Source organism: Hymenobacter coalescens (genome assembly GCF_054783195.1).
Genome location: NZ_BAAGRA010000016.1, coordinates 1 through 19,664 on the forward strand (window position 1 = coordinate 1; position 19,664 = coordinate 19,664).

13 protein-coding genes are annotated in these 19,664 nt (G+C 61.7%); 8 read left to right on the top strand and 5 right to left on the bottom strand.

The window, feature by feature from the left end; genetic code table 11:
• Positions 1–130: 130 nt before the first annotated feature.
• The 5 genes from ACYVKQ_RS11445 to ACYVKQ_RS11465 form a co-directional block, all read right to left on the bottom strand.
• On the bottom strand, positions 131–1,405 hold the full coding sequence (locus ACYVKQ_RS11445) for a M16 family metallopeptidase (protein WP_460675468.1): 1,275 nt from the start codon (positions 1,403–1,405) through the stop codon (positions 131–133).
• 4 nt (positions 1,406–1,409) lie between these two features.
• Positions 1,410–2,606, bottom strand: a complete 1,197-nt coding sequence (porV, locus tag ACYVKQ_RS11450; protein WP_460675469.1) for a type IX secretion system outer membrane channel protein PorV — start codon at positions 2,604–2,606, stop codon at positions 1,410–1,412.
• Positions 2,607–2,655: 49 nt separating this feature from the next.
• Positions 2,656–6,648, bottom strand: a complete 3,993-nt coding sequence (porU, locus tag ACYVKQ_RS11455; protein WP_460675470.1) for a type IX secretion system sortase PorU — start codon at positions 6,646–6,648, stop codon at positions 2,656–2,658.
• Between the two features lie 130 nt (positions 6,649–6,778).
• The gene (locus tag ACYVKQ_RS11460; RefSeq protein WP_460675471.1) at positions 6,779–7,537 is read right to left on the bottom strand and encodes a CDP-alcohol phosphatidyltransferase family protein; all 759 of its coding nucleotides are present in this window, start codon (positions 7,535–7,537) and stop codon (positions 6,779–6,781) included.
• A gap of 14 nt (positions 7,538–7,551) precedes the next feature.
• Complete coding sequence (locus ACYVKQ_RS11465) at positions 7,552–8,190, bottom strand: MBL fold metallo-hydrolase (protein ID WP_460675472.1); 639 nt, start codon at positions 8,188–8,190, stop codon at positions 7,552–7,554.
• A 90-nt stretch (positions 8,191–8,280) separates the two neighbouring features.
• Here ACYVKQ_RS11465 and ACYVKQ_RS11470 point away from each other — a divergent pair, with 90 nt between their 5' ends.
• The 8 genes from ACYVKQ_RS11470 to ccsA all read left to right on the top strand — a co-directional run bounded on the left by ACYVKQ_RS11470 (position 8,281) and on the right by ccsA (position 19,403).
• Positions 8,281–9,378: an NAD(P)/FAD-dependent oxidoreductase gene (locus ACYVKQ_RS11470; protein ID WP_460675473.1), complete on the top strand. Its 1,098-nt coding sequence runs from the start codon at positions 8,281–8,283 to the stop codon at positions 9,376–9,378.
• Between the two features lie 32 nt (positions 9,379–9,410).
• Positions 9,411–12,662, top strand: coding sequence for a hypothetical protein (locus ACYVKQ_RS11475; protein ID WP_460675474.1), 3,252 nt, complete (start codon positions 9,411–9,413; stop codon positions 12,660–12,662).
• 124 nt (positions 12,663–12,786) lie between these two features.
• A complete protein-coding gene (locus ACYVKQ_RS11480; protein ID WP_460675475.1) occupies positions 12,787–14,334 on the top strand; it encodes a T9SS type A sorting domain-containing protein in 1,548 nt (515 codons plus the stop codon).
• 188 nt (positions 14,335–14,522) lie between these two features.
• The gene (locus ACYVKQ_RS11485) at positions 14,523–15,155 is read left to right on the top strand and encodes a heme exporter protein CcmB (RefSeq protein ID WP_460676073.1); all 633 of its coding nucleotides are present in this window, start codon (positions 14,523–14,525) and stop codon (positions 15,153–15,155) included.
• A 107-nt stretch (positions 15,156–15,262) separates the two neighbouring features.
• Complete coding sequence (locus ACYVKQ_RS11490) at positions 15,263–15,934, top strand: cytochrome c biogenesis protein (protein ID WP_460675476.1); 672 nt, start codon at positions 15,263–15,265, stop codon at positions 15,932–15,934.
• Positions 15,915–16,166, top strand: coding sequence for a CcmD family protein (locus ACYVKQ_RS11495; protein ID WP_460675477.1), 252 nt, complete (start codon positions 15,915–15,917; stop codon positions 16,164–16,166). The genes ACYVKQ_RS11490 and ACYVKQ_RS11495 overlap by 20 nt, the downstream gene beginning before the upstream one ends.
• 107 nt (positions 16,167–16,273) lie before the next feature.
• Positions 16,274–16,699, top strand: coding sequence for a cytochrome c maturation protein CcmE domain-containing protein (locus ACYVKQ_RS11500; RefSeq protein WP_460675478.1), 426 nt, complete (start codon positions 16,274–16,276; stop codon positions 16,697–16,699).
• A 118-nt stretch (positions 16,700–16,817) separates the two neighbouring features.
• Positions 16,818–19,403, top strand: coding sequence for a cytochrome c biogenesis protein CcsA (gene ccsA, locus ACYVKQ_RS11505; RefSeq protein ID WP_460675479.1), 2,586 nt, complete (start codon positions 16,818–16,820; stop codon positions 19,401–19,403).
• Positions 19,404–19,664: the final 261 nt, after the last annotated feature.

Here is a 19,664-nt window from a genome sequence, read left to right on the forward strand (position 1 = left end):
GGACGCCAAAGCTTGGTTCAACCATTGTGGCTATCATGTACACCGTTCATGAATCCGCTATAACACAACAGCAAAAAAGCCGCATCCGTGGAAAGAAATGCGGCTTTCGCAAAGAATCAAAAGTTAGTTATTAGCCTGGTCCTGCAACTACCTGGCAGAAAGAATCAGGAGAAAGATATTCTCGTGCAAGTAGTTGAAGTTGTTCAGATGATACATTCTCAACCTCGGTCAAGAATGTAATATAAAAGTCAGCTGGCAAGCCCAATAGTACTGTAGACCGGTACTTATCAGCTTGTTCGAATATAGTCCCAAGCTCATTTAAGAATTTGCCTAGTATGTAGTTGCGCACTGTATTTAGCTCCTCCGCTGGGATAGGCTGATTCTGTAGCGTCATTAACTCTTTATGAATCTCGCTAATAGCAATGGGCGCGTTATTAGCATTGACATCCGAGCCAATCACGCATGAGCTTGCGTGTTCCCGATGGGATATACTGGCATATATGCCATAAGTGAGGCCTTTATCTTCGCGAATGTTCTTCATCAAACGCGAGCCGAAATATCCACCTAATACCTTAATTAGCATTTGTAGGCGGTGGGTATCTGGATGACTAGCGGAAGGCCATAGACGACCGATACGCAGACTTGCCTGCATGCTATCAGTCACGGTGACGTAATCTGTAAGAGGTGAACTGGAAGGGCTGTCTATCTTCGCTACGGTAGAGCCGTACGCAGACACGGGTATTGCCAGCAAATCGGTTAATTGAGCAATGTGCGCAGCCGTGACGTCGCCGCAAATGAAGACTTCTGCCCGTGCCAGGTTATATGCTTGCTGGTAAAAGTCACGAACGGTGTCGGCAGTAAGCGCCTGAAATGTAGCTTCGTCAAATACGACGCCGTATGGGTGTTGTGGGCCATACAAGTTACGCGCAAACCGCTCGGCAGCTTGGTAACTAGTTTTTTGCCGCTCTACTCGAATATTTTGGATCGTACGAGTTTTGATTTGCGCAATTTCAGCTTCAGGAAAAGTGGCGTTTAGTAATACATCCTGGACCAGCGGCAGCAACTGGCTAAAGTGCCGCGCCAAACAGTAAAGTGTCAGCGTTGCACGATCAAAGCCCTGCTCGCATTCGAGGGAGGCACCGAAGAAGGCTACTTCTTCGGCGATTTGGCGTGCGGAGCGTGTCGTCGTCCCTTCTAGCAGGGCGCGAGCCGTCAGCAGCGAAACCCCCGGTGCAGGATCATACCAGCGGCCAGCGGGCAGCACGACCTGCAAGCGAACCACCGGCTGAGCCGAATGCGCCATAACGTGCAGGCGCGCCCCATTGGGGAGATTTGATACCTGAGCTGTAGGCAAATCGACCCGGCCAAGTGGCCGGGTCGGAGGTGGAGCGAGGCGGTTGAGCATCAGCTTAATTTGAGGGCGCAGAATCCGAGGGGGCGGCGTCGCCCGCGTCGTTGCCGTTGAAGTTGAAGTGCAGCGACACCCGAATCGTGTTGGCCAGCGGGTTGGCCTTGGAGTTCGGAACCAGATAGGCGGCATCTACCCCAAATACCTGGTAACGCAGTCCTAGGCCCAGGGATAGGTATTGCCGGTCGCCTTTCATTGGATTTTCGTAAAAATAGCCTACGCGCGCCGCCAGCAGGTCGTTGTACCAGTATTCAGCACCGGCAGAGATGTTAATTTCCTTGAGCTCCTCGCTGAAGCCACCCGGCGCGTCGCTGAATGAGTTCAGCATGCCGCTCACAATCGATTGGTTGGACCGCTTCTCGTTTTCAGCGACTACATCCGGGTCGTTGAGTTCCTTGCCTTCGATGTAGTAAGGCGTCGGCACGAGCAGCTTGGCCGCGTCAACGGTCAGCGTAATCTTGTTGTAGGCGTCCAACTCCCGGGTAATGGCGGTACCCAGCTTCAGGTTGGTCGGCAGAAAGTCTGCTTGGTTGGCCCGCGTGTATGTGATTTTGTTACCGATGTTGGCCACGGCTGCCCCAAAGGACAGATTGTAATCGGAAGCGCCAATGGAAACGTCGCGGGAGTAGTAAGCGCCCAGGTCGACGGCCAAGGCATTGCCGGGGCGGCTATCCTGGCCTTGATTACCAGTCAGGTTTGAACGGATGTAGCGCGCCGTGGCACCCAGGCCGAAGTAGTCGCTGAGCTTCTGACCGTAGGAAATGGCCACGGAGTACTCCTTGGGGTTGAAGCTGCCTGTTTCGTTGTTATCGTTGTCGCGAAACTGTATTTCGCCCAAGTCGAAGTAGGTCAGCGAAGCCGCCAGCGCCGAGCGTTGCCCGAATTTTTTGTAGCCGGCCGCCGAAATCAGGCTCATGTCGTCGGTTACATTGCGCAGCCACGGGGTGTAGGAGGGGGATAACCCGTAGGGATTCTGCAGAAACCCAAGCTTACCTGCGTTGTAGAACGGCGCGTTGGAATCCGGCGAGGTAGCCACGCCGGCATCACCCAAGGCTGCCGAGCGCGCATCAGGGCTGATGGTGACGAAAGGCACTGCCGTGGTGATGGTGTTGGTGCGTTGCTGAGCCTGGGCCGTAGCCACCAAGCCCAGCAAAGCCGGCAGTAACAAGCGGGATGCCGTGGGTTTCGGAAGAAGCATATGCAGTGAAAAAAGTCGGAAAAAGCGGGAAAAGGAAAACGGCAAGGAGTTAATTAAGCAATACCAGCTTCTCAAACTTGCTTACCTGGGGGCCGCCGGGCGTACGCACGCTCAAGCGGTATACATAAACGCCGCGGGCGAGCTGGTCATTATACTCGTCACGGCCGTTCCACGTGATGGAACTCACATGTGCATCACTGCTGCCTAAATACGCAGATAAGGTGCGCACTAGTTTGCCCGAAACCGTGAAGATCTGCACCTGAATATCCAGCGGCTGGCCAGCGCGGTTGTGGTCGAAGTGAAAGGTGGTGTGGCCGGCAAAGGGGTTGGGGTAATTGAGAATATGGTTGAGCGCCAGCTTTTCGTCGCGGGCCACAATGAACTCAATTTCCTTTTCCGCTGAGTTGTTGAACGTGTCCCACGCCTTCACGCGCAACACGTGCGGCCCCAGCGCAAGGTCCTTGAATGGGTAGTCAATGCGGCCCCTGGTGAATACGTTCAGGTCGGCCGTATAATACTCGTTCAGGATGGTCACTTTAGTGGGGTTGTTGTCCAGCGTAGCCGTCAACTCGTGCCCGATGCCGGTGCCAGCCGTGTTGATGCCGCTGTCGTCACTAAGGCGGGCCAGCAGGCGTGTGTTGGGCTGCGTCATGCCGCCGAACACAAACGTGGTATCATCCATGGCCAGCCGGATGAGCGGGGGAATGGTGTCGTTGAGCGCAGAGGCACTGGCCCCGCCGATGGTCAGGCGTGGGTTGGCCCCGTGAGCATCGATGTTTTGGGTTGTATCGGAGGCATACAGACTGATTTTGCCAAAACCGAAGCTGTAATTGATGTCCTTGGGTACCACAAACTGCGCCGTAAACCGGCCGTTGCGCACAGTGGCTTTGCCGTCATACACCACATCCTTTTGCACGTTCACCCGCGCGGTATCGGCAAGACGTTCGTTGCCCAAGGTCCGAACCACGGACATTTTCTCGTACACTGTCACCTGCACCTCGCCGTTGAAGGAGTTTTGCAGAGCCGAGGTTACGGGGTGTACGATTTCGCCTTCCAGCTGTACGCGCTGCAGGGCGCGGATCGTGTCCAGAGGAGCGTGCGTAGGGTCATTGGCGTCGCTCAGGCGCGTGGCCCGGGCTACGTAGTGCGGCATGGCCAGGCGCATGCTCGGGTCGCCCAGAAGCGTGAAGTTGCGATTCTCTATGTCGGTGGGGTCGAGGTTTTTGCCGGCTACTACCGCATCGCCGACGCGCGGCCAGTTGCCGGTGGCGGTGTTGCGGCGAAACAGAGCGGCGAAAAACTGGTCGGCCAGTAGTTGGTTGTTCTGGGCGTACACCAAGCGGGTGGTGGTAAGCAAGCCAATGGCGCCGGCGCGGGTATCGGTCAGCACTTGCTCGCCGGCTGAAACGAACCCGGGGTTGGGGTCGTCATACCACGCGAAGTCACAGGTGCCCGTAAACATGAACGTCAACCGCTTGGTGTTCTGCAAGCGAAGCACGGAGGTGTTGGTGAGAATTTTCTCGTCCATCCAACCCGTGGGGCCGCCGTGGCCCGCGTAGCTCATGAACAAAGAGCCCTGCTCCAGCGCTGCGTCGAGGGCCGCGTTGGCATCAGGCGAGCTTTGGCCACCTGGAGTGCTCTGCTGCGGATACATATCCAGGTACACCTTGCCCACCTGGAAAGGCGGCTGCGTCCTTACCAACTCATTGGCAGAGGATTCGGAGTTGCCGAGGTGAGTATTCTGGTCGCCGTCATCGGCCACGAAGGTGAGGCGGTTGCGCCATTTGCCCAGCGACTTTGGGGCGTCGTAATCGATGAGCTTGCGGACCATCGTAACGGCTTCGACCGTGGAATTGGGCTGACCTTGTGGAAAACGGATAGGCAAGCGGCCTACAGCCGCATCCAGCATATCGTTGCGGGAAGTAAAATCCTCTGCCCAAGCTCCCTCGTTGTCGTCAAGGAAGCCGAAATAATCGTCTGAGCAGTATGAGGGGCGGAAGCCTACTTTTTCAAACGAGGAGTAGGACTCGTAGGTCGGCACGAAGTTCTGGTTGTCCGCGTCGCGCAGCTGCCGGTCGGCCCACCACGTCGGCAGGAATCTGGCGTCGTTGCTAGGGTCGCCTTTGTAATCATACGACGCGTCCCCGAAGAGCAAGATGTACAGGCGGCCGGCCCGGCCGTTGGGCCGGTCGTAAATCATTTTGGCAAAATCCCGGATGGCCGTCAGATCCTGTCCACCGGAGCTGAACTCGTTGTAGATTTGGTGGGTGGTGACCACCGTAGGGTTCAGGCCGTTGCGGGTGCGGCGGTGCTCGGCAAGAATCCTGGCCTGCTCCAGAAACACCGGCGGCGTCACGATGATCAGGTCAATGGGGGAGGTGGCCCCGATGGCGTGCAAGTTCTGGTTGGCCACGCGCCCGAAGGACCGCGGGGTAGCAAAGCTGCTGCCGGGCGTAAACGCCACGTACTCGCGCAGGGTATTGGTGCGGGCCAGAAAGCGGCCGCCCGTATGCGCGATGCTTTGGGCGGCGCGCGGGTCGGTTACGTCCCAAATCAGGGCATTGCCGGCGTTCTGCAGCGCAAAGGTGCTGAAAGCGTTCGGCGCTACGTTGTCGAGTGAGCGAAACTCCAGCGGCTCACTGCCCAAGGTGAGCAGGCGCCGGGCCTGGACTTCCAGATAGTCCAGGTAACCAGTGGCCGACGGATCGACAGCCGAGCCGCTGTAGGTCATTTCCACGCGCAGGGTGGTGGCACCGGCCGGAGCGGGCGTCGTGTACACTGTTACGTTGCTGTTGGCGACTTCCGGGTAGCAGCCGTACAAGCTGGGGTCGCAAGTAAGCGGGTCTACCGACTGGGGCGTGCCCAGGCTGGTGCCGTTCAGCTTCAGGCTGAAGGTAGTGGGCGTGCGAAACCGCCCCGGCAGGGACGACGCTGCCACGGCCGAGGTAATCTGCAACTGAGAGCCGGGGACGATGTTCGAAATGCCCGCAAACTCGAAGGATTTCACCTGGTTGGTCGGCGTCACGGTATTAAAGCCCTCCCCCAGCCATTGGCGTCCCGACTTCAACAGGTTGATTAATTCCCGCTCGTAGAAGAAGTGGTCGGTGTATTCGGTGATGGTGGCGGTGGGGTTACCGTTGACGGCTGCCTGCGGCGCCACGCGGCGGCCGTTGGTGTTGCCGACGGTGATAAAGTAATAGGTGGTGTCGGCGTAGATGTTCAGCTCGTGGCGGAAGCGCTGGTCGCGGTACGACCATGTGTGCGGACCGCGGGAATAAAAGAGGAAGTATTCGTTGTCGTCAAACGTGGCGTTGTTGCTCCCGTTGTCGGCAAAATAGATGGCATTTTCCAGCAGGTCGTCGGGGCGGTCGGCGCTGTTGGCCTGGGGCAGCATGCCGATGCCGTAGCCAAACAGCTGCAGGCGGCGCGGGTCGAGCGACTGTACTGGCAGCCCCAGTTGACTCAGGAAGGCCTTATCAAGCTTGAACACGCCGCCGTTGCCCAAAGCGTTGTTGGCTACGCCAACTTTGTACCAGTCGCCTGCTCGCAGAGCCGAGTTAGGGGCGTAGTTGCGGGCGGTGGTCCGGCTGGCGGGCGGCGTGCCCCGGCGGTAGGTATACTCGAAGCTGAGCAGCTTTTCCAGTTGGCCGGTTTGGGCGTTGCGGCGCACAGCGGGCAGCACCGCCAGTGTCACGTAACGACGGTTCTCCAAACCGTGGCGCAGGCTGAATTGGGGCGTGGTGCTCACCTCGGCGCCGGCAAAAGCAGCGGCTTCCTGGGTGGTGAAAGCCTCGTAGCGCGCGGCCTGCAGCTGTACGTCGGTGGCGTAGCCGTCGAGGTGCACGCTGGTGCTTGGAAGGCGCTGGCCTGGCTCGAATAAGGCGCCGGCAAACGTGGGCACCCGGATGCCCTGACCGCGCTCCGGAAACGCCAGCGTGTGGCCCTTCCAATTGAGAGTGACTTGCCGGCCCGGTTCCTGTGCCCAAGCAGGCCAGGATAAGCCCATCAGTACCCACAAAAGCAACGAGGTAGAAAACCGCATAAAGCCTAGATAAACAGTGTGGTGTGTCGCAGTAGAGTGTGCCCCGGCGGCCCCCTCAACAACAGTTTCAGGCGGGGCGTTCAGTTATCGGATCATACAACTGCTGGAAAAGCAAAATATTGTACAGCCGCTATGCAGCTAGCTCCGGCCGGCGCACCACCGACAGCAGCACGTACAGCAGGATGATGAGCGGCACGGCCACGGCCTGCAGCAGCACCAGCAGCAGCACCGACAACAGCAAAAACACGAAACGCAACGAATTGTCTTGCCACTTGAAGTTTTTGAACTTCAGCGCAAACAAAGGCAGCTCGGCCACCAGCAGCCTCGACATCAGAAACGTGAGCCCCAGCAGCACCCACGGGTTCAGGATGAAGAAACCCACGCCGAACTTGTCATTCGCCAGGATAAGTGGCAGCGAGGCAATCAGCATGGTGTTGGCCGGCGTCGGCACGCCGATGAAGGAGTCGGACTGCCGGGTATCGTTGTTGAACTTCGCCAGGCGCAGGGCGGAGAAGATGCTGACGGTGAAGGCCAGGTAGGCCATGCTTTTGGGCAGCTCCGTGGCGAGCAACACGTACTGGAGCAGCTTGAACAGTATCGCCCCGGGCACCACGCCGAACGATACCATGTCGGCCAGCGAATCCAGGTCCTTGCCGATGGGGGAGGACACGCGTAGCGCCCGCGCCACCAAGCCGTCGAAAAAATCAGCAATAGCGGCAATGCCGATGAGGAAAGCGGCGTGCACCAAGGGCTGCCAATGCGTGAAAGATGGCAGCTGCGAGAAAGCAGCCAACGCCGGGTCAAAGCCCAGAATCAGCGTCAGGGCCACGCAGCCGCACAGCAGGTTCAGGCACGTCAGCGCGTTGGGCAGGTGGTTTTTGATGGCCATCAGGGGAAACAGGGCTAGCGGAGAAAAGGATTGGAGGCGCGCTCGGCGCCTACGGTGGTAGCCGGCCCGTGACCGGGGTACACCGTGGTATCGTCGGGCAGGGTGAGCAGCTGCTCCCGGATGCTGTGGATCAGCGTGTCGTGGTCGCCGCCGGGCAGATCGGTGCGGCCGATGCTGCCGCTGAAGAGTACGTCGCCGCCGATAACGACCCGCGTGGGGGCGTGGTAGAACACGACGTGGCCGGGGGCGTGGCCGGGGGCAAAACGCACTTCCAGCTCGGTCTCGCCGAAGCGCAACGGCTCACCGGGCGTTAGAAACCCCGTGGGCTCAGCGGGCGAGTAGAGCGGGAAGCCGTAGTTCGGGGCGTAGCTCGGCACGGCGCGCAGCGTGGCCAGGTCGGCTTCGTGGATGAGGAAGGGCGTGCCCGGCCAGGTGTCGAGCACGAACTGGTTGCCGAACACGTGGTCGATGTGGCAGTGGGTGTTCAGCAGCAGCTCCACGCGGAGCTTGTTATCGGTGATAAACTGCTGGAGGGCCTGCTGTTCGCGGCGCTCGTAGCAGCCGGGGTCGACGATGGCGCAGGCGCCGGTGGCGTCGTGCAGCAGGTAGGTGTTTTCGGAAAAGGCGTTGAACGTGAAGCCCGAAACGGTCATGCAAAAGGGAAAAAGCCCGCGCGGAACGCGGGCAGACAACGGGAGGGTAAGTTACGCAATCAGGCCCGGAAAGTGCGTATTTTGCCCGGAATGCAAGAACAAGCCGACTACCTGATCATTGGCCACGGCCTGGCCGGCGCCGCGCTGGCCCGCACCCTGCTGCGGCGCGGCCGCCGCGTGGTGGTGCTCGATTCGTATCAACCGGATTCGGCTACGCGGGTGGCCGCGGGCCTGATCAACCCGGTGGCGGGCAAGCGCTTCGCCCTGGCCTGGCGCATCGACGAGCTGCTGCCGGCCGCCCGGACCTTTTACCGCGAGCTGGAGGCTGATTTTGGCCGTCGTTTCTACTACGAGATGCCCATTCTGAAGCTGTTCGGCTCGGTGCGCGAGCAAAACGACGTGCTGGCCCGCTCGGCCGGCCGGCCCTGGGGCGACTACGTGGCCGACCCGGCCCAGGCCCTGCCCGAGGTGCCCGGCCTGCAGCAGCCGTTTGGCGGGCTAAAGCTGCGCCACGGCGGCTGGCTCGACACCACGGCCCTGCTCGACGCGCTGGTCCGGGACGGGCGCGAAAAAGGCTGGCTGCGCGCCGAAACTTTTGTGCCGGAGCTGCTTGTTCCGGACGCAACCGGTGTTAGCTACGGCCCGGAGCTGCGGGCTAGCCGCGTGGTGTTCTGCGAAGGCGCCGCCGTCACCCGCAATCCGTGGTTTGGCTGGTTGCCGGTGACGCCCAACCAAGGTGAAGTGCTGGACGTGGAAGCGCCCGACCTCCCGACTGATTACGTGCTCAACCGCGGCGCCTATGTGGTGCCGCTCGGCGACGGGCGCGTGCGGGTGGGAGCCACGTACCGCTGGCCCCCGTTTGCGCCGGAGCCCACGGAGGAGGCCCGCCAGGAGCTCAGCCAGCGCCTGCGCGACCTGACCGCGGTGCCCTTCCGCGTGACGGGCCAGCGGGTGGGGGTGCGGCCGGCCGTGCGCGACCGGAAGCCCTTGCTCGGTACGCACCCGGCGCATCCGGCGCTGGCCGTGTTCAACGGTTTGGGTTCGAAAGGCGTGCTGCTGGCGCCCCGCCTGGCGGAGCTGCTGGCCGATGCGCTGGAAACCGGCCAGGAACTATGGCCGGAAGTCAATATTATTCGTTATCAGGCGTTGTATACGGCTACCTTGCCGCCGGCCGTGTCACCCGCCTGAGTTTCTTTCCGACCTGCCTTTTTGCAGCTGTTATGATGCACTTGTCCATACTATCGCCCCGCCTGCGCTGGGGCGCGCTGAGCCTGCCGGCCCTGGGGCTGGCCTTGCTGGCTCCGGCCGGCGCGGTGCAGGCCCAAACGGCGCAGGAAAGCTTTGGCCGCACCCGCATCCAATACAAGAAGTTTGAGTGGCAACTGCTGAGCACGGCCAACTTCAACGTGTACTACTACGCCGGGGGCCAGGCCATGGCGCGCCGCGCGGCTGAGTACGCCGAGCAGGAGCTGCAGCGCATTACCTCGCTGATCGGCTACTACCCGTACTCGAAAACCACCGTGATGCTCTACAACTCGGTGGGCGACCTGCGCCAGAGCAACGTGGGCCTGAACGACGACAAGTACCAGATGGGCGGCGAAACCTCGCTGCTGCGCATGACCAAGGTGCAGCTCGCGTTTCAAGGTCAGCAGACGGTGTTCAAGCGCGACCTGAGCTACCAGGTGACCCGGGTGCTGCTCAACGACATGATGTACGGCGGCTCGCTCAAGGAAGTCATTCAGAGCAGCTACCTGCTGCAACTGCCCGACTGGTTTGTGGGCGGGGCCTCAGCCTACGCCGCCGAGGGCTGGAGCGTGGAGATGGACGACTACATGCGCGACATGACGCAGAAGGTCGACAAAGACAAGGCCGCGCAGTTTTTCCTGCGCAACCCCGAGCTGGCCGGCCAGAGCGTGTGGAACTACATAGCGGAGCGCTACGGCTACACCAGCATCCAGAACATCCTGAATCTAACGCGCATCACCCGCGACGTGGAAACGGGCATCAGTTCCTCGCTGAACGTGCCCTATAAGCAGTTTCTGCGCGACTGGATGGGCTACTACCGGCAGCTCAACGACCAGCCCGAAACGGCCTACGTGCTGCCCGACGAGCAGCACCAGCTCATGAGCCGCAACCGCCGCGGCCTGAGCCTGAACGAGCCCGTCATCAGCTCCAACGGGCAGCTGCTGGCCTACACCACCACCGACCGCGGCCGCTACCGCGTCATCGTGGCCAACGTGGACGGCTCGGGCAAGCACATCGTGTTCAGCGGCGGCTACAAGTCGCCGGACCAGGAGGTGGACCGCCGCCTGCCGGTGCTGGCCTGGCGCAACAACGCGCAGCTGGCCATTGCCGAAGAATCGCGCGGCAAAATGGTGCTGCGGCTGCGCTCGGCCGAAAAAGGCCCGTTTGGCGCCGTGGTGCGCATCAAGGAGTCGTTGCCGCTGATCGGCGACCGGGGCTCCAGCGTGTTCAATCCTTACGCCCAGGTGCTGGGCATGGGCTACTCGCCCGATGGCAAGGCGCTGGCCTTTAGCGGGGTGCGCAACGGGCAGGCCGACCTGTACGTGCTGCGCGCCGGCAGCCGCCAGCCCGAGCGGCTGACCAACGATGTGTTCGACGACGTGCAGCCGGTATTCATGCCCGACGGCCAGTCGGTGGTATTCAGTTCGAACCGCTGGCTGGATTCGGCCGGTACTGCGCGGGGCTCGTTCAAGGCCGTGGTCAACAACTACGACCTGTTCCGTTACCGCCTCGACGGCACGCCGCAGCCCGTGGAGCAGCTGGTGGCTACCATCTCGAACGAAACGCGGCCCCGGGTGCTGTCGCAGGACGAGGTGCTGTTTCTGAGCGAGGAAAGCGGGGTGCGCAGCGTGTTTCGCTACAACTTCGCTACCAAGCAGCGCACGCCCGTTACGAGCTTCCTCAACAACCTGAAGAGCTTCGACTACAACGCCACGAGCGGGGCGCTGGGCTTCGTGGCCGCCGACCGGGCCCGGGAATTCGTGTACGCGTACCCGAAATACGAGCTGCCCCAGGACCTGAAGCTGGGCAAGACCGCCCGCCAGGAAATCCTGGAAGACCGTTCGGCCGCGGCCAGCCGCCCCCGCCCCAAGCCGCAGGCGGTGCCTGCCACCGGCAATACGCCCACCGAAGGCACCGTGCAGCCGACCGCGCCAACCCGCACTCAGAGCCAGGACGTGAACGTGAGCGACTACCAGTTTGAGGAAGACGCGCCGCGCCCCCGGCCGCGCCGCGCCGCGCCTACGGTGGTGCAGCAGGCGCCGGCACTTGCAGCCAACCCGGGCATTACCGGCCCGATACGCTACGATACGCGCTTCAGCCTCGACAACGTGGTATCCACGATTTACACCGACCCGCTGCTGGGTTTTGGCTTCATCGGGCAGGCCACCATGTCGGACCTGTTTGAGGACCACCGCATCCGGGCGGGCATCTTTGCCCTGACGGACCTGCGCACCAGCAACATGTTCGCCGAGTACACGAACCTGAAGCACCGCTACGATTGGAGCATTGGCTTCCAGAAGCAGAGCTACTACGTGTCGAATGAGTCGTCGCCGAGCCTGTACATGGGCCGCTACGAGCTGACGCCGGGCATTTCGTACCCGATTTCGCATAACATGAGCGTGCGCGCCAACCTGCGCTACGTCAACAGCTCGTACTCCAACCTGGACGACGTGGGCACCTCCGACCGCCGTGACCATTTCCTGGGCGGCAGCGGGGAAATTGTGTACGACAACTCCGTGGCCACGGGCGTGAACATGCTCGAGGGCACCCGCATGAAGGTAGGCGTGCTGAAGCTGGATCAGCTGCGCGGTGGCAACAACGACTTCGGGAAAGTGTACGTGGACCTGCGCCATTACCAGAAGGTGCACCGGCAGATCATTTGGGCCAACCGCGCCAGTTACGGGCAGTTCTTCGGCAATTCGCCCAAGACTTTCCGCCTCGGCGGCATGGACAACTGGTTGAACGCGCGCACCGACGACGCCCGCGAGGTGCAGCCGCAGACCGGGGCTTCGCCCGCCGACTTCTTCTACCAGCAGTTCGTAACCAACCTGCGCGGCTTCAACTACAACGCCCGCTCCGGCCCGAAGTATGTGCTATTCAACTCCGAGCTGCGGGTGCCCATCATCCAGTACTTCTCGCGCAAGCCCATTTACTCCGGCTTCTTCCGCAACCTGCAACTGACGGGCTTTGCCGACGCCGGTACGGCCTACCGCGGCTCGAACCCCTTCAACGTCAACAACTCCTTTAACACCCAGCCCTACGGCGGCAACGGCGACGCCTTCACGGGTACCGTAACCAACTTCCAGAACCCCTTCCTGATCGGCTACGGCGCGGGCATGCGCACCACCATGCTCGGGTTCTACACCAAGCTGGACGTGGCCTGGGCCCGCGAAAACGGGCAGGAAAAAGGTCCTAAATTCTATCTGTCGCTGGGCTACGACTTCTAATGCCGATAAGTCCCGCCGCTTCAAACGCCCTGCCCCCGGCAGGGCGTTTGGCGTTTAGAGGGCTAGCCGCCGAAGATTTGGCTGGGCTACCGTTTATTTGCCCTACACAAACACACCTGCTGCTATGAAACGACTCCTACTTCTGCTGCTGCTGCTGGTAGTGGCCGCGCCCGGCTGGGCGCAGTACCAAACGCCCGGCACCGGCCGCCGCTTTACCCTGGCGCAGCTCAGCGCCGCCTCGGGGGGCTACGTCAGCCAGGCCGGCGCCGAGTGGCGCATCAACGATACGATCCGGCTGGCGGCCACCGATACGCTGAGCATCACCACCAACGAAACCATTCGGGTGGCGGCGCTGGCCATGGTGAACATTGATGGCACGCTGCTCATCAACCCGCCTGACTCGGTGAAATTCACGGCCCAGAACACGGCCGCCCCTTGGCACACCATGTGGTTTTCGAGCACGGCCGGCGGCTCCCGCCTGCGGCGCACGGTGGTGGAGTACGGGGTCGGCCTGCGCGTTATCGGCGCCGATATCCAGCTCATCGATTGCACGCTGCGGTACAACGTGGCCACGCTGAACACGCCGGCCGGCGTGCGCAGCATCAGCAACGGGGCCGTGAGCACCTCCAACAACCGGATGCTGGTGCAGGGCTGCCGATTCGTGCGCAACGCCCGCTCGGCCATTATTTCGCCGGCCAACGGGGCTACGTCGCCCATCATTCGGGACAGCCGCTTTTTGATCAACAACACCGAAAACGGCAACTACCCGCAGATCAACCTGGGGCCGGGCAACTCCGCGCAACCCATTCAGATTGAGCGCAACCTAATTGTGGGCGGCGGGGCTACTACCAACATGGGCGGCGGCATCGGCCTCTCCAACCTGCTGGGCGGCGGCGGCGTATCGCAGGCCGTGGTGCGGGCCAACATCGTCCGCAACAACCGCTACGGGCTGACGGTGACCGGAGGCAACTTCAACGCCTACATCACCCAGAACCTCGTCGAGAACAACAACACCAACGCCAACGCCAACACCGGCGGTAGCGGCCTGAACTTCACCGGCACCCAGTCGCAGACCGGTGTGGTGTCGCGCAACATCATCCGCGGCAACCTCTGGGGCGTGACCATCGTGAAGTCGAGCACCACGGCCGCCGGCGGCCCGCGCATCAGCTTCGGCAACCTGGCCTCGGCCGACACCACCGACCGCGGCTTCAACGCTTTCCTCGGCAACGGCAACGGCGGCACGGTGTACGAGTTGTTCAACAACAACATCACCACCGACACCATCCGCGCCGAAAACAACTGGTGGGGCTCGGCCGTGGCAGCCGACGTGGAAGCGCGTATCACGCACAAAAACGATACGCCCACCTTCGGCTTCGTCGACTACAACCCGTTCCGTGCCGCTGGGCCGCTGGCGGCGCGCGCGGCCCAGCCGCTGGCCCTGGAAGTATACCCGAACCCAGCCCACGCTACCGTCACGCTGCGCACGCCGGCCCCGGGCCGCGTCACCGTGTCACTGCTCGATGCGGCGGGCCGCGTGGTGCGGCAGCGTACCCTCACGGCAACGGCCGATGGCCGGGCGGCCCTGCCACTGCAGGGTCTGGCGGAGGGACTCTACCAGTACCGCGCCGAGCAGGGCGGCCGCACGGCTTCCGGGCGTCTGGTGGTCGAGTAAGCAGCCACCGAATGCTGACATGATCGGGCGAGCCGGTCCCTGCGGGGGCCGGCTCGCGGCGTTTTTATAGTCGGCATACGTCACATATTCAAGTAGCAACACCCCCTTTCCGGCCATTGGGTTGTATCTTTGCCGTCCCGCAACCCACCCGCCCGGCCGTGCAGCTGTTACGTGAGATTTGGTACCTGATGCAGAAGGACTTCCGCCTGGAATGGCGGCAGCGCTCCGCCCTCAACGGGATGCTGCTCTACGTGGGCAGCACGGTGTACGTGTGCTACCTGAGCTTCGTGCGCGGCGGGCAGCTGCCGGCCCCGGCCTGGAACGCGCTGCTGTGGGTGATTCTGCTGTTTGCGGCCATCAACGCAGTGGGCAAGAGCTTCCTGCAGGAAAGCCGCGGCCGCTTGCTGTACTACTACACCCTGGCGCGGCCCGAGGCCGTGATTCTGGCCAAAATCGCCTACAATACCCTGCTGCTGCTAGGCCTGAGCCTGGTGGCCTTCGGGGCCTACGCGGTGGTGCTCGGCAACCCCGTGCAGGACGTGCCCCGCTTCGGGCTGGTGGTAGCGCTCGGCGCCGTGGGCTTTGCCACTTCGCTGACGCTGATTTCGGGCATTGCGGCCAAGGCCGCCAATAGCAACACGCTCATGCCGGTGCTGGGCTTTCCGGTGGTCATCCCGATTCTGCTGCAGCTCATCAAGGCCGCCAAGAACGCGCTGGACGGCCTCGACGCCTCCCCGCAGCCCGTGTACATGTTGCTCGGCCTGAGCCTGTTGGTGGTGGCGGTTTCTTATTTGTTGTACCCTTTCCTGTGGCGAACCTGACCGCATAAAGCTCAAGCGGAGAGCTTAGAACCGAGAAAAGCCCTCCGCGTCAATGGCTCCCTGGGCGGGAGCTGCATCTGGGTCTCAGTTCTAACTTCTAACATCTCATGTCTAAAAACTGGTGGAAAGTGCTGACGATGGTGCTGTTGGTGTACACTGTGGTGATGGGCCTGCTGGGCCACGCGCCCCGGCTGGCCATCCTGAACGAAACCATCCGCAACCTCTACTTCCACGTGCCGATGTGGTTCGGCATGACCATCATCCTGGCCGCGTCGGTGGTGTACTCGGTGCTGTACCTGCGCCGCCCCTCCGACCGCCTCGACGTGTGGGCCCATCAGACCGCGCAGACCGGCGTTATCATGGCCGTGCTCGGGCTGGCCACGGGCAGCGTGTGGGCCCGCTTCACCTGGGGTACTTGGTGGACGGCCGACCCGCGCCTGAACGGGGCGGCCATTGCCGTGCTCATTTACGGGGCCTACCTGGTGCTGCGCTCTTCCATCGTGGATGAGCAGCAGCGGGCCCGCATTTCGGCCGTCTACAACATCTTCGCCTTCTGCGCCGCCATTCCGCTGCTGTTCATTCTGCCGCGCATGACGGACTCCTTGCATCCCGGTGCCGGCGGCAACCCCGGCTTCAGCAAGTACGACCTCGACAACAACATGCGCCTGGTATTCTACCCGGCCGTCATCGGCTGGACGCTGCTCGGCGTCTGGATTACGAATGTGGCGGCGCGCCTGACCTTCGTCAAACACAAGCTGTATGAAAAACAACTGGCTTAACCGGCTTTCGCGCCGCGCCCTGCTCGTGCTCGGCGCCGTGCTGCTGCCGCTGCTGCCCGCGCTGGCCCAGCAAACCGCTGAAGCCGGTCCCGAAATGGCCGACCAGATGCGGCAGGACGGCAAGATCTACGTGGTGGTGGCCGTCATCGTGGTCATCCTCGTTGGGCTGCTGGCCTACCTGATCAGCATCGACCGCAAAGTGAGCCGCCTGGAGCGGGAGCTGCGCGACTAATAAAAATCATTTCAAAGGGCCGGATTTTTTCCGCCCTTTGCGGTTGTTCACAGGGCTGACTGCCGGGCAGTCGGTCCAATTTTCCGGCTGCTTTTGCCTTAAGCACCATGAAAAAAACACATTTACTGGCCCTCGTGGTTATTGCCATTGCCATCGGCATCGTGATGGCCACCGCCGGCGACGCTTCGGTGTACGTCTCGTTCAAGGAAGCCAAGGAACTGGCCGCCGAGGGCGACATGCGCAAGGTGCACGTGGTGGGCCGTTTGCCGCAGGACGGGCAGAAAAACATCGTGGGTATGCAGTACAATCCCACGCTCGACCCCAACTACTTCACCTTTATGTTGGTTGATACCAACAAAGTGCAGCAGCAGGTGGTGTATTTCAACCCGAAGCCGCAGGACTTCGACAAATCGGAGCAGGTGGTCATCACCGGCAACATGCGCAACGACGTGTTCGTGGCCGACAAGATCCTGCTCAAGTGCCCGTCGAAGTACGTGGACAAAGAAGTGAAAGGCGCTACCGCTGCGCGGTAAATCAATTAAAAATTAAAAATGAAGAATTAAAAATGTGCTCTGGCTGCGCTGGGAAGCGGCTGACATGAGCACAGTCTTCAATTTTTAATTTTTAATTCTCCATTTTTAATTGACAGCAATGAACATCGGCGACTGGGGACATTTGGGCGTTATCGTGGCCTTCGTGGCGGCGGTAGTGTCCGCGTTGGGGTATTTCATGGCGTCGCGGGGCCGGGCGCTCGGCGACACCGATGCGGCTTGGCTGCAGCTGGGCCGGGGCGCTTTCGTGGTGCACGCGGTGGCCGTGCTGGGCGTCATCGTGGCGCTGTTCGGCATCATTCACGGGCACCGCTACGAGTATTACTACGCTTGGTCGCACTCCAGCAACCACTTGCCGGTGTACTACATGATTTCCTGTTTCTGGGAAGGGCAGGAAGGCTCGTTCTTGCTTTGGATCTTCTGGCACGTGATTATCGGCGCCTTCCTGATGCGCGCCGCGCGGCAGTGGGAAGCACCGGTGATGGCCGTGTTTGCCTTCGTGCAGCTCTTCCTCACCTCCATGATTCTGGGCGTGACGCTGGGCAGCCTCAAGCTGGGCTCCTCGCCGTTTATCCTGATGCGCGAGTTCATGCCCGACCTGCCGGTGTACAAGCTCAACCCGGACTGGGTGCCCCAGGACGGCAAGGGCCTGAACGCGCTGCTGCAGAACTACTGGATGGTGATTCACCCGCCCACGCTGTTTTTGGGCTTTGCCCTGACGCTGGTGCCCTTCGCCTACGCCATTGCCGGCCTCTGGAAAAACCAGCTTACGCAGTGGGTGCAGCCCGCTATCCGCTGGAGCCTGGTGGGCGGCGGCGTGCTGGGCGTGGGCATCATGATGGGTGCTTACTGGGCCTACGAAACGCTGAACTTCGGCGGCTACTGGAACTGGGACCCGGTGGAAAACGCCGTGTACATTCCGTGGCTGGTGCTGGTGGCCGGCCTGCATGCTCTGGTGCTCTGGCAGCGCGGCAAAACCGGCCTGCGCACGGCCTTCTCCCTGGTGGTGGCCACCTTCCTGCTGGTGCTCTACGCCACCTTCCTCACGCGTTCGGGCGTGCTCGGCAACGCGTCGGTACACTCCTTTACCGACCTGGGCCTCTCGGGCCAGCTGCTGGTGTACCTGGGTGCTTTCCTGGTGCTGAGCATTGCGCTGCTGGTATGGCGCTGGCAGCAGATTCCGGTATCGGATAAGGAGCTGACCATGTACCACCCGGAGCTGTGGGTGTTCATCGGGGCCACGGTGCTCTGCCTGGGTGCCTTCCAGGTGCTGGTTACCACCAGCATTCCGGTGTACAACGCCATTGTGGGCTTCTTCGGCGTGAAATCGAACCTGGCCCTGCCCGCCGACCAGATCGGCCACTACACCAAGATTCAGCTGTGGCTGGGCGTGTTCGTGGCCCTGTTCTCGGGCATCGCGCAGCTGATGTGGTGGCAGAAAAACGACAAGGAGACGGTCAGCGCCACCTTCACCATTCCGGCCATCCTGACGCTGCTCGGCGCCAGCCTCGTCATCCTGCTCGTGCGCCAGAACGGCGACCAACAGATGTCCTTGCCCTACATCGCGCTGCTGACCACCGGCTTGTTCGGGCTGCTGGCCAACGTGAGCATGCTGGTGCAGCTGGTGCGCCGCGGCGTGCGCCTCTCGGGCGGGGCCGTCTCGCACATCGGCATTGCGCTGATGCTGATCGGCATCCTGGCTTCGGCCGGCTACTCCAAGATTATTTCGCAGAACACCTCGGGCCTGCTCTACTCGCGTGAATTCTCCGAAGAGCTCAACCGCGACAACGTGCTGCTGTGGCGCAACGACGCGGCCCAGATGGGGAAGTACGAGCTGACGTACACCGGGCAGTACTTCGACGTGCCCGGCGTGCCCGAGTACGTGAACAAGGAGCTGCTCTTCCCCGTCGCCAACGACGAGTACAAGGCCATTGCCCGGGGCGAAATCAAGGTGGGGGAGAAGACCTACTACAAGGCTGGCGATACGCTGGAGCTGCGCCCCGAGGACACCTACTACCGCGTGGTGTACAAGCAGCCCAAGACCGGCGAGGAATTCGTGCTCTTCCCGCGGGCCCAGGCCAACGAGGAAATGGGCGGCCTGCTCGCCTCGCCCGACATCAAGCTGTTCTGGGACCACGACATCTACTCGCACGTGTCTTCGGTGCCAGACCCGACCAAGGAAAAGGATTGGACGGAAGCCAAGCAGTTCACCGTGGGCATGAACGATACGTTGTTCCTGAACGACTACTTCGCCGTGTTCAAGAACGCCGAGCCCGCGCACAACACCGCCGGCCTGGGTTTGAGCAAAGACGACATTGCCGTGCAGGGCGACATCATCGTGTACGGCGAGAAAGACCGCCAGTACCACGTGCACCCGGTCTTCGTGGTGAAAAACGGCATGGTGGGCCGCGTAGCCGACGAAGTCGAAGACCTCGGCCTGCGCATTACCCTCGACAACATCGACCCGGCCAAGGGCAAGTTTACCTTCGGCGTAAGCACCACCCAAAAGGATTACATCATCCTGAAGGCCATGGAGAAACCATTCATCAACCTGCTCTGGAGCGGCACGCTGCTTATGGGCCTGGGCTTCGGCATTGCCGTGGTGCAGCGCGGGCGCAAGCCCAAGCCGGCCCAGGCAGCTGCCAAGACGCCCCGCGCTGCCAAGCGGGCCCCGCAGGTGGCTTAATCCCATTGGGCTACACCGGCCAACGAGAACGGGCGACCTGCGGAAGCAGGTCGCCCGTTCTCGTTTCAGCACGTCTGGCCCAGGCGCGGGCTGACCGGATAAAGCGCCTGAGCAAACCGCAAGAGTCGGTCTGCTGACGCAGCCAAAGCAAGCTACACGCGGCTGTCAACCATTGCGGCGTCAGTGCGCAGGGCTTGGCCCGAACGCAAAAGAGCGGCCCGCGCGAAGCAGGCCGCTCTTTTGCGTTCGGGCGAATAAGCT

Coding starts and splice junctions, on each gene's coding strand:
- ACYVKQ_RS11445 (WP_460675468.1), bottom strand. CDS start 1,405: ATGCTCAACCGCCTCGCTCCACCTCCGACCCGGCCACTTGGCCGGGTC.
- porV (WP_460675469.1), bottom strand. CDS start 2,606: ATGCTTCTTCCGAAACCCACGGCATCCCGCTTGTTACTGCCGGCTTTG.
- porU (WP_460675470.1), bottom strand. CDS start 6,648: ATGCGGTTTTCTACCTCGTTGCTTTTGTGGGTACTGATGGGCTTATCC.
- ACYVKQ_RS11460 (WP_460675471.1), bottom strand. CDS start 7,537: ATGGCCATCAAAAACCACCTGCCCAACGCGCTGACGTGCCTGAACCTG.
- ACYVKQ_RS11465 (WP_460675472.1), bottom strand. CDS start 8,190: ATGACCGTTTCGGGCTTCACGTTCAACGCCTTTTCCGAAAACACCTAC.
- ACYVKQ_RS11470 (WP_460675473.1), top strand. CDS start 8,281: ATGCAAGAACAAGCCGACTACCTGATCATTGGCCACGGCCTGGCCGGC.
- ACYVKQ_RS11475 (WP_460675474.1), top strand. CDS start 9,411: ATGATGCACTTGTCCATACTATCGCCCCGCCTGCGCTGGGGCGCGCTG.
- ACYVKQ_RS11480 (WP_460675475.1), top strand. CDS start 12,787: ATGAAACGACTCCTACTTCTGCTGCTGCTGCTGGTAGTGGCCGCGCCC.
- ACYVKQ_RS11485 (WP_460676073.1), top strand. CDS start 14,523: ATGCAGAAGGACTTCCGCCTGGAATGGCGGCAGCGCTCCGCCCTCAAC.
- ACYVKQ_RS11490 (WP_460675476.1), top strand. CDS start 15,263: ATGTCTAAAAACTGGTGGAAAGTGCTGACGATGGTGCTGTTGGTGTAC.
- ACYVKQ_RS11495 (WP_460675477.1), top strand. CDS start 15,915: ATGAAAAACAACTGGCTTAACCGGCTTTCGCGCCGCGCCCTGCTCGTG.
- ACYVKQ_RS11500 (WP_460675478.1), top strand. CDS start 16,274: ATGAAAAAAACACATTTACTGGCCCTCGTGGTTATTGCCATTGCCATC.
- ccsA (WP_460675479.1), top strand. CDS start 16,818: ATGAACATCGGCGACTGGGGACATTTGGGCGTTATCGTGGCCTTCGTG.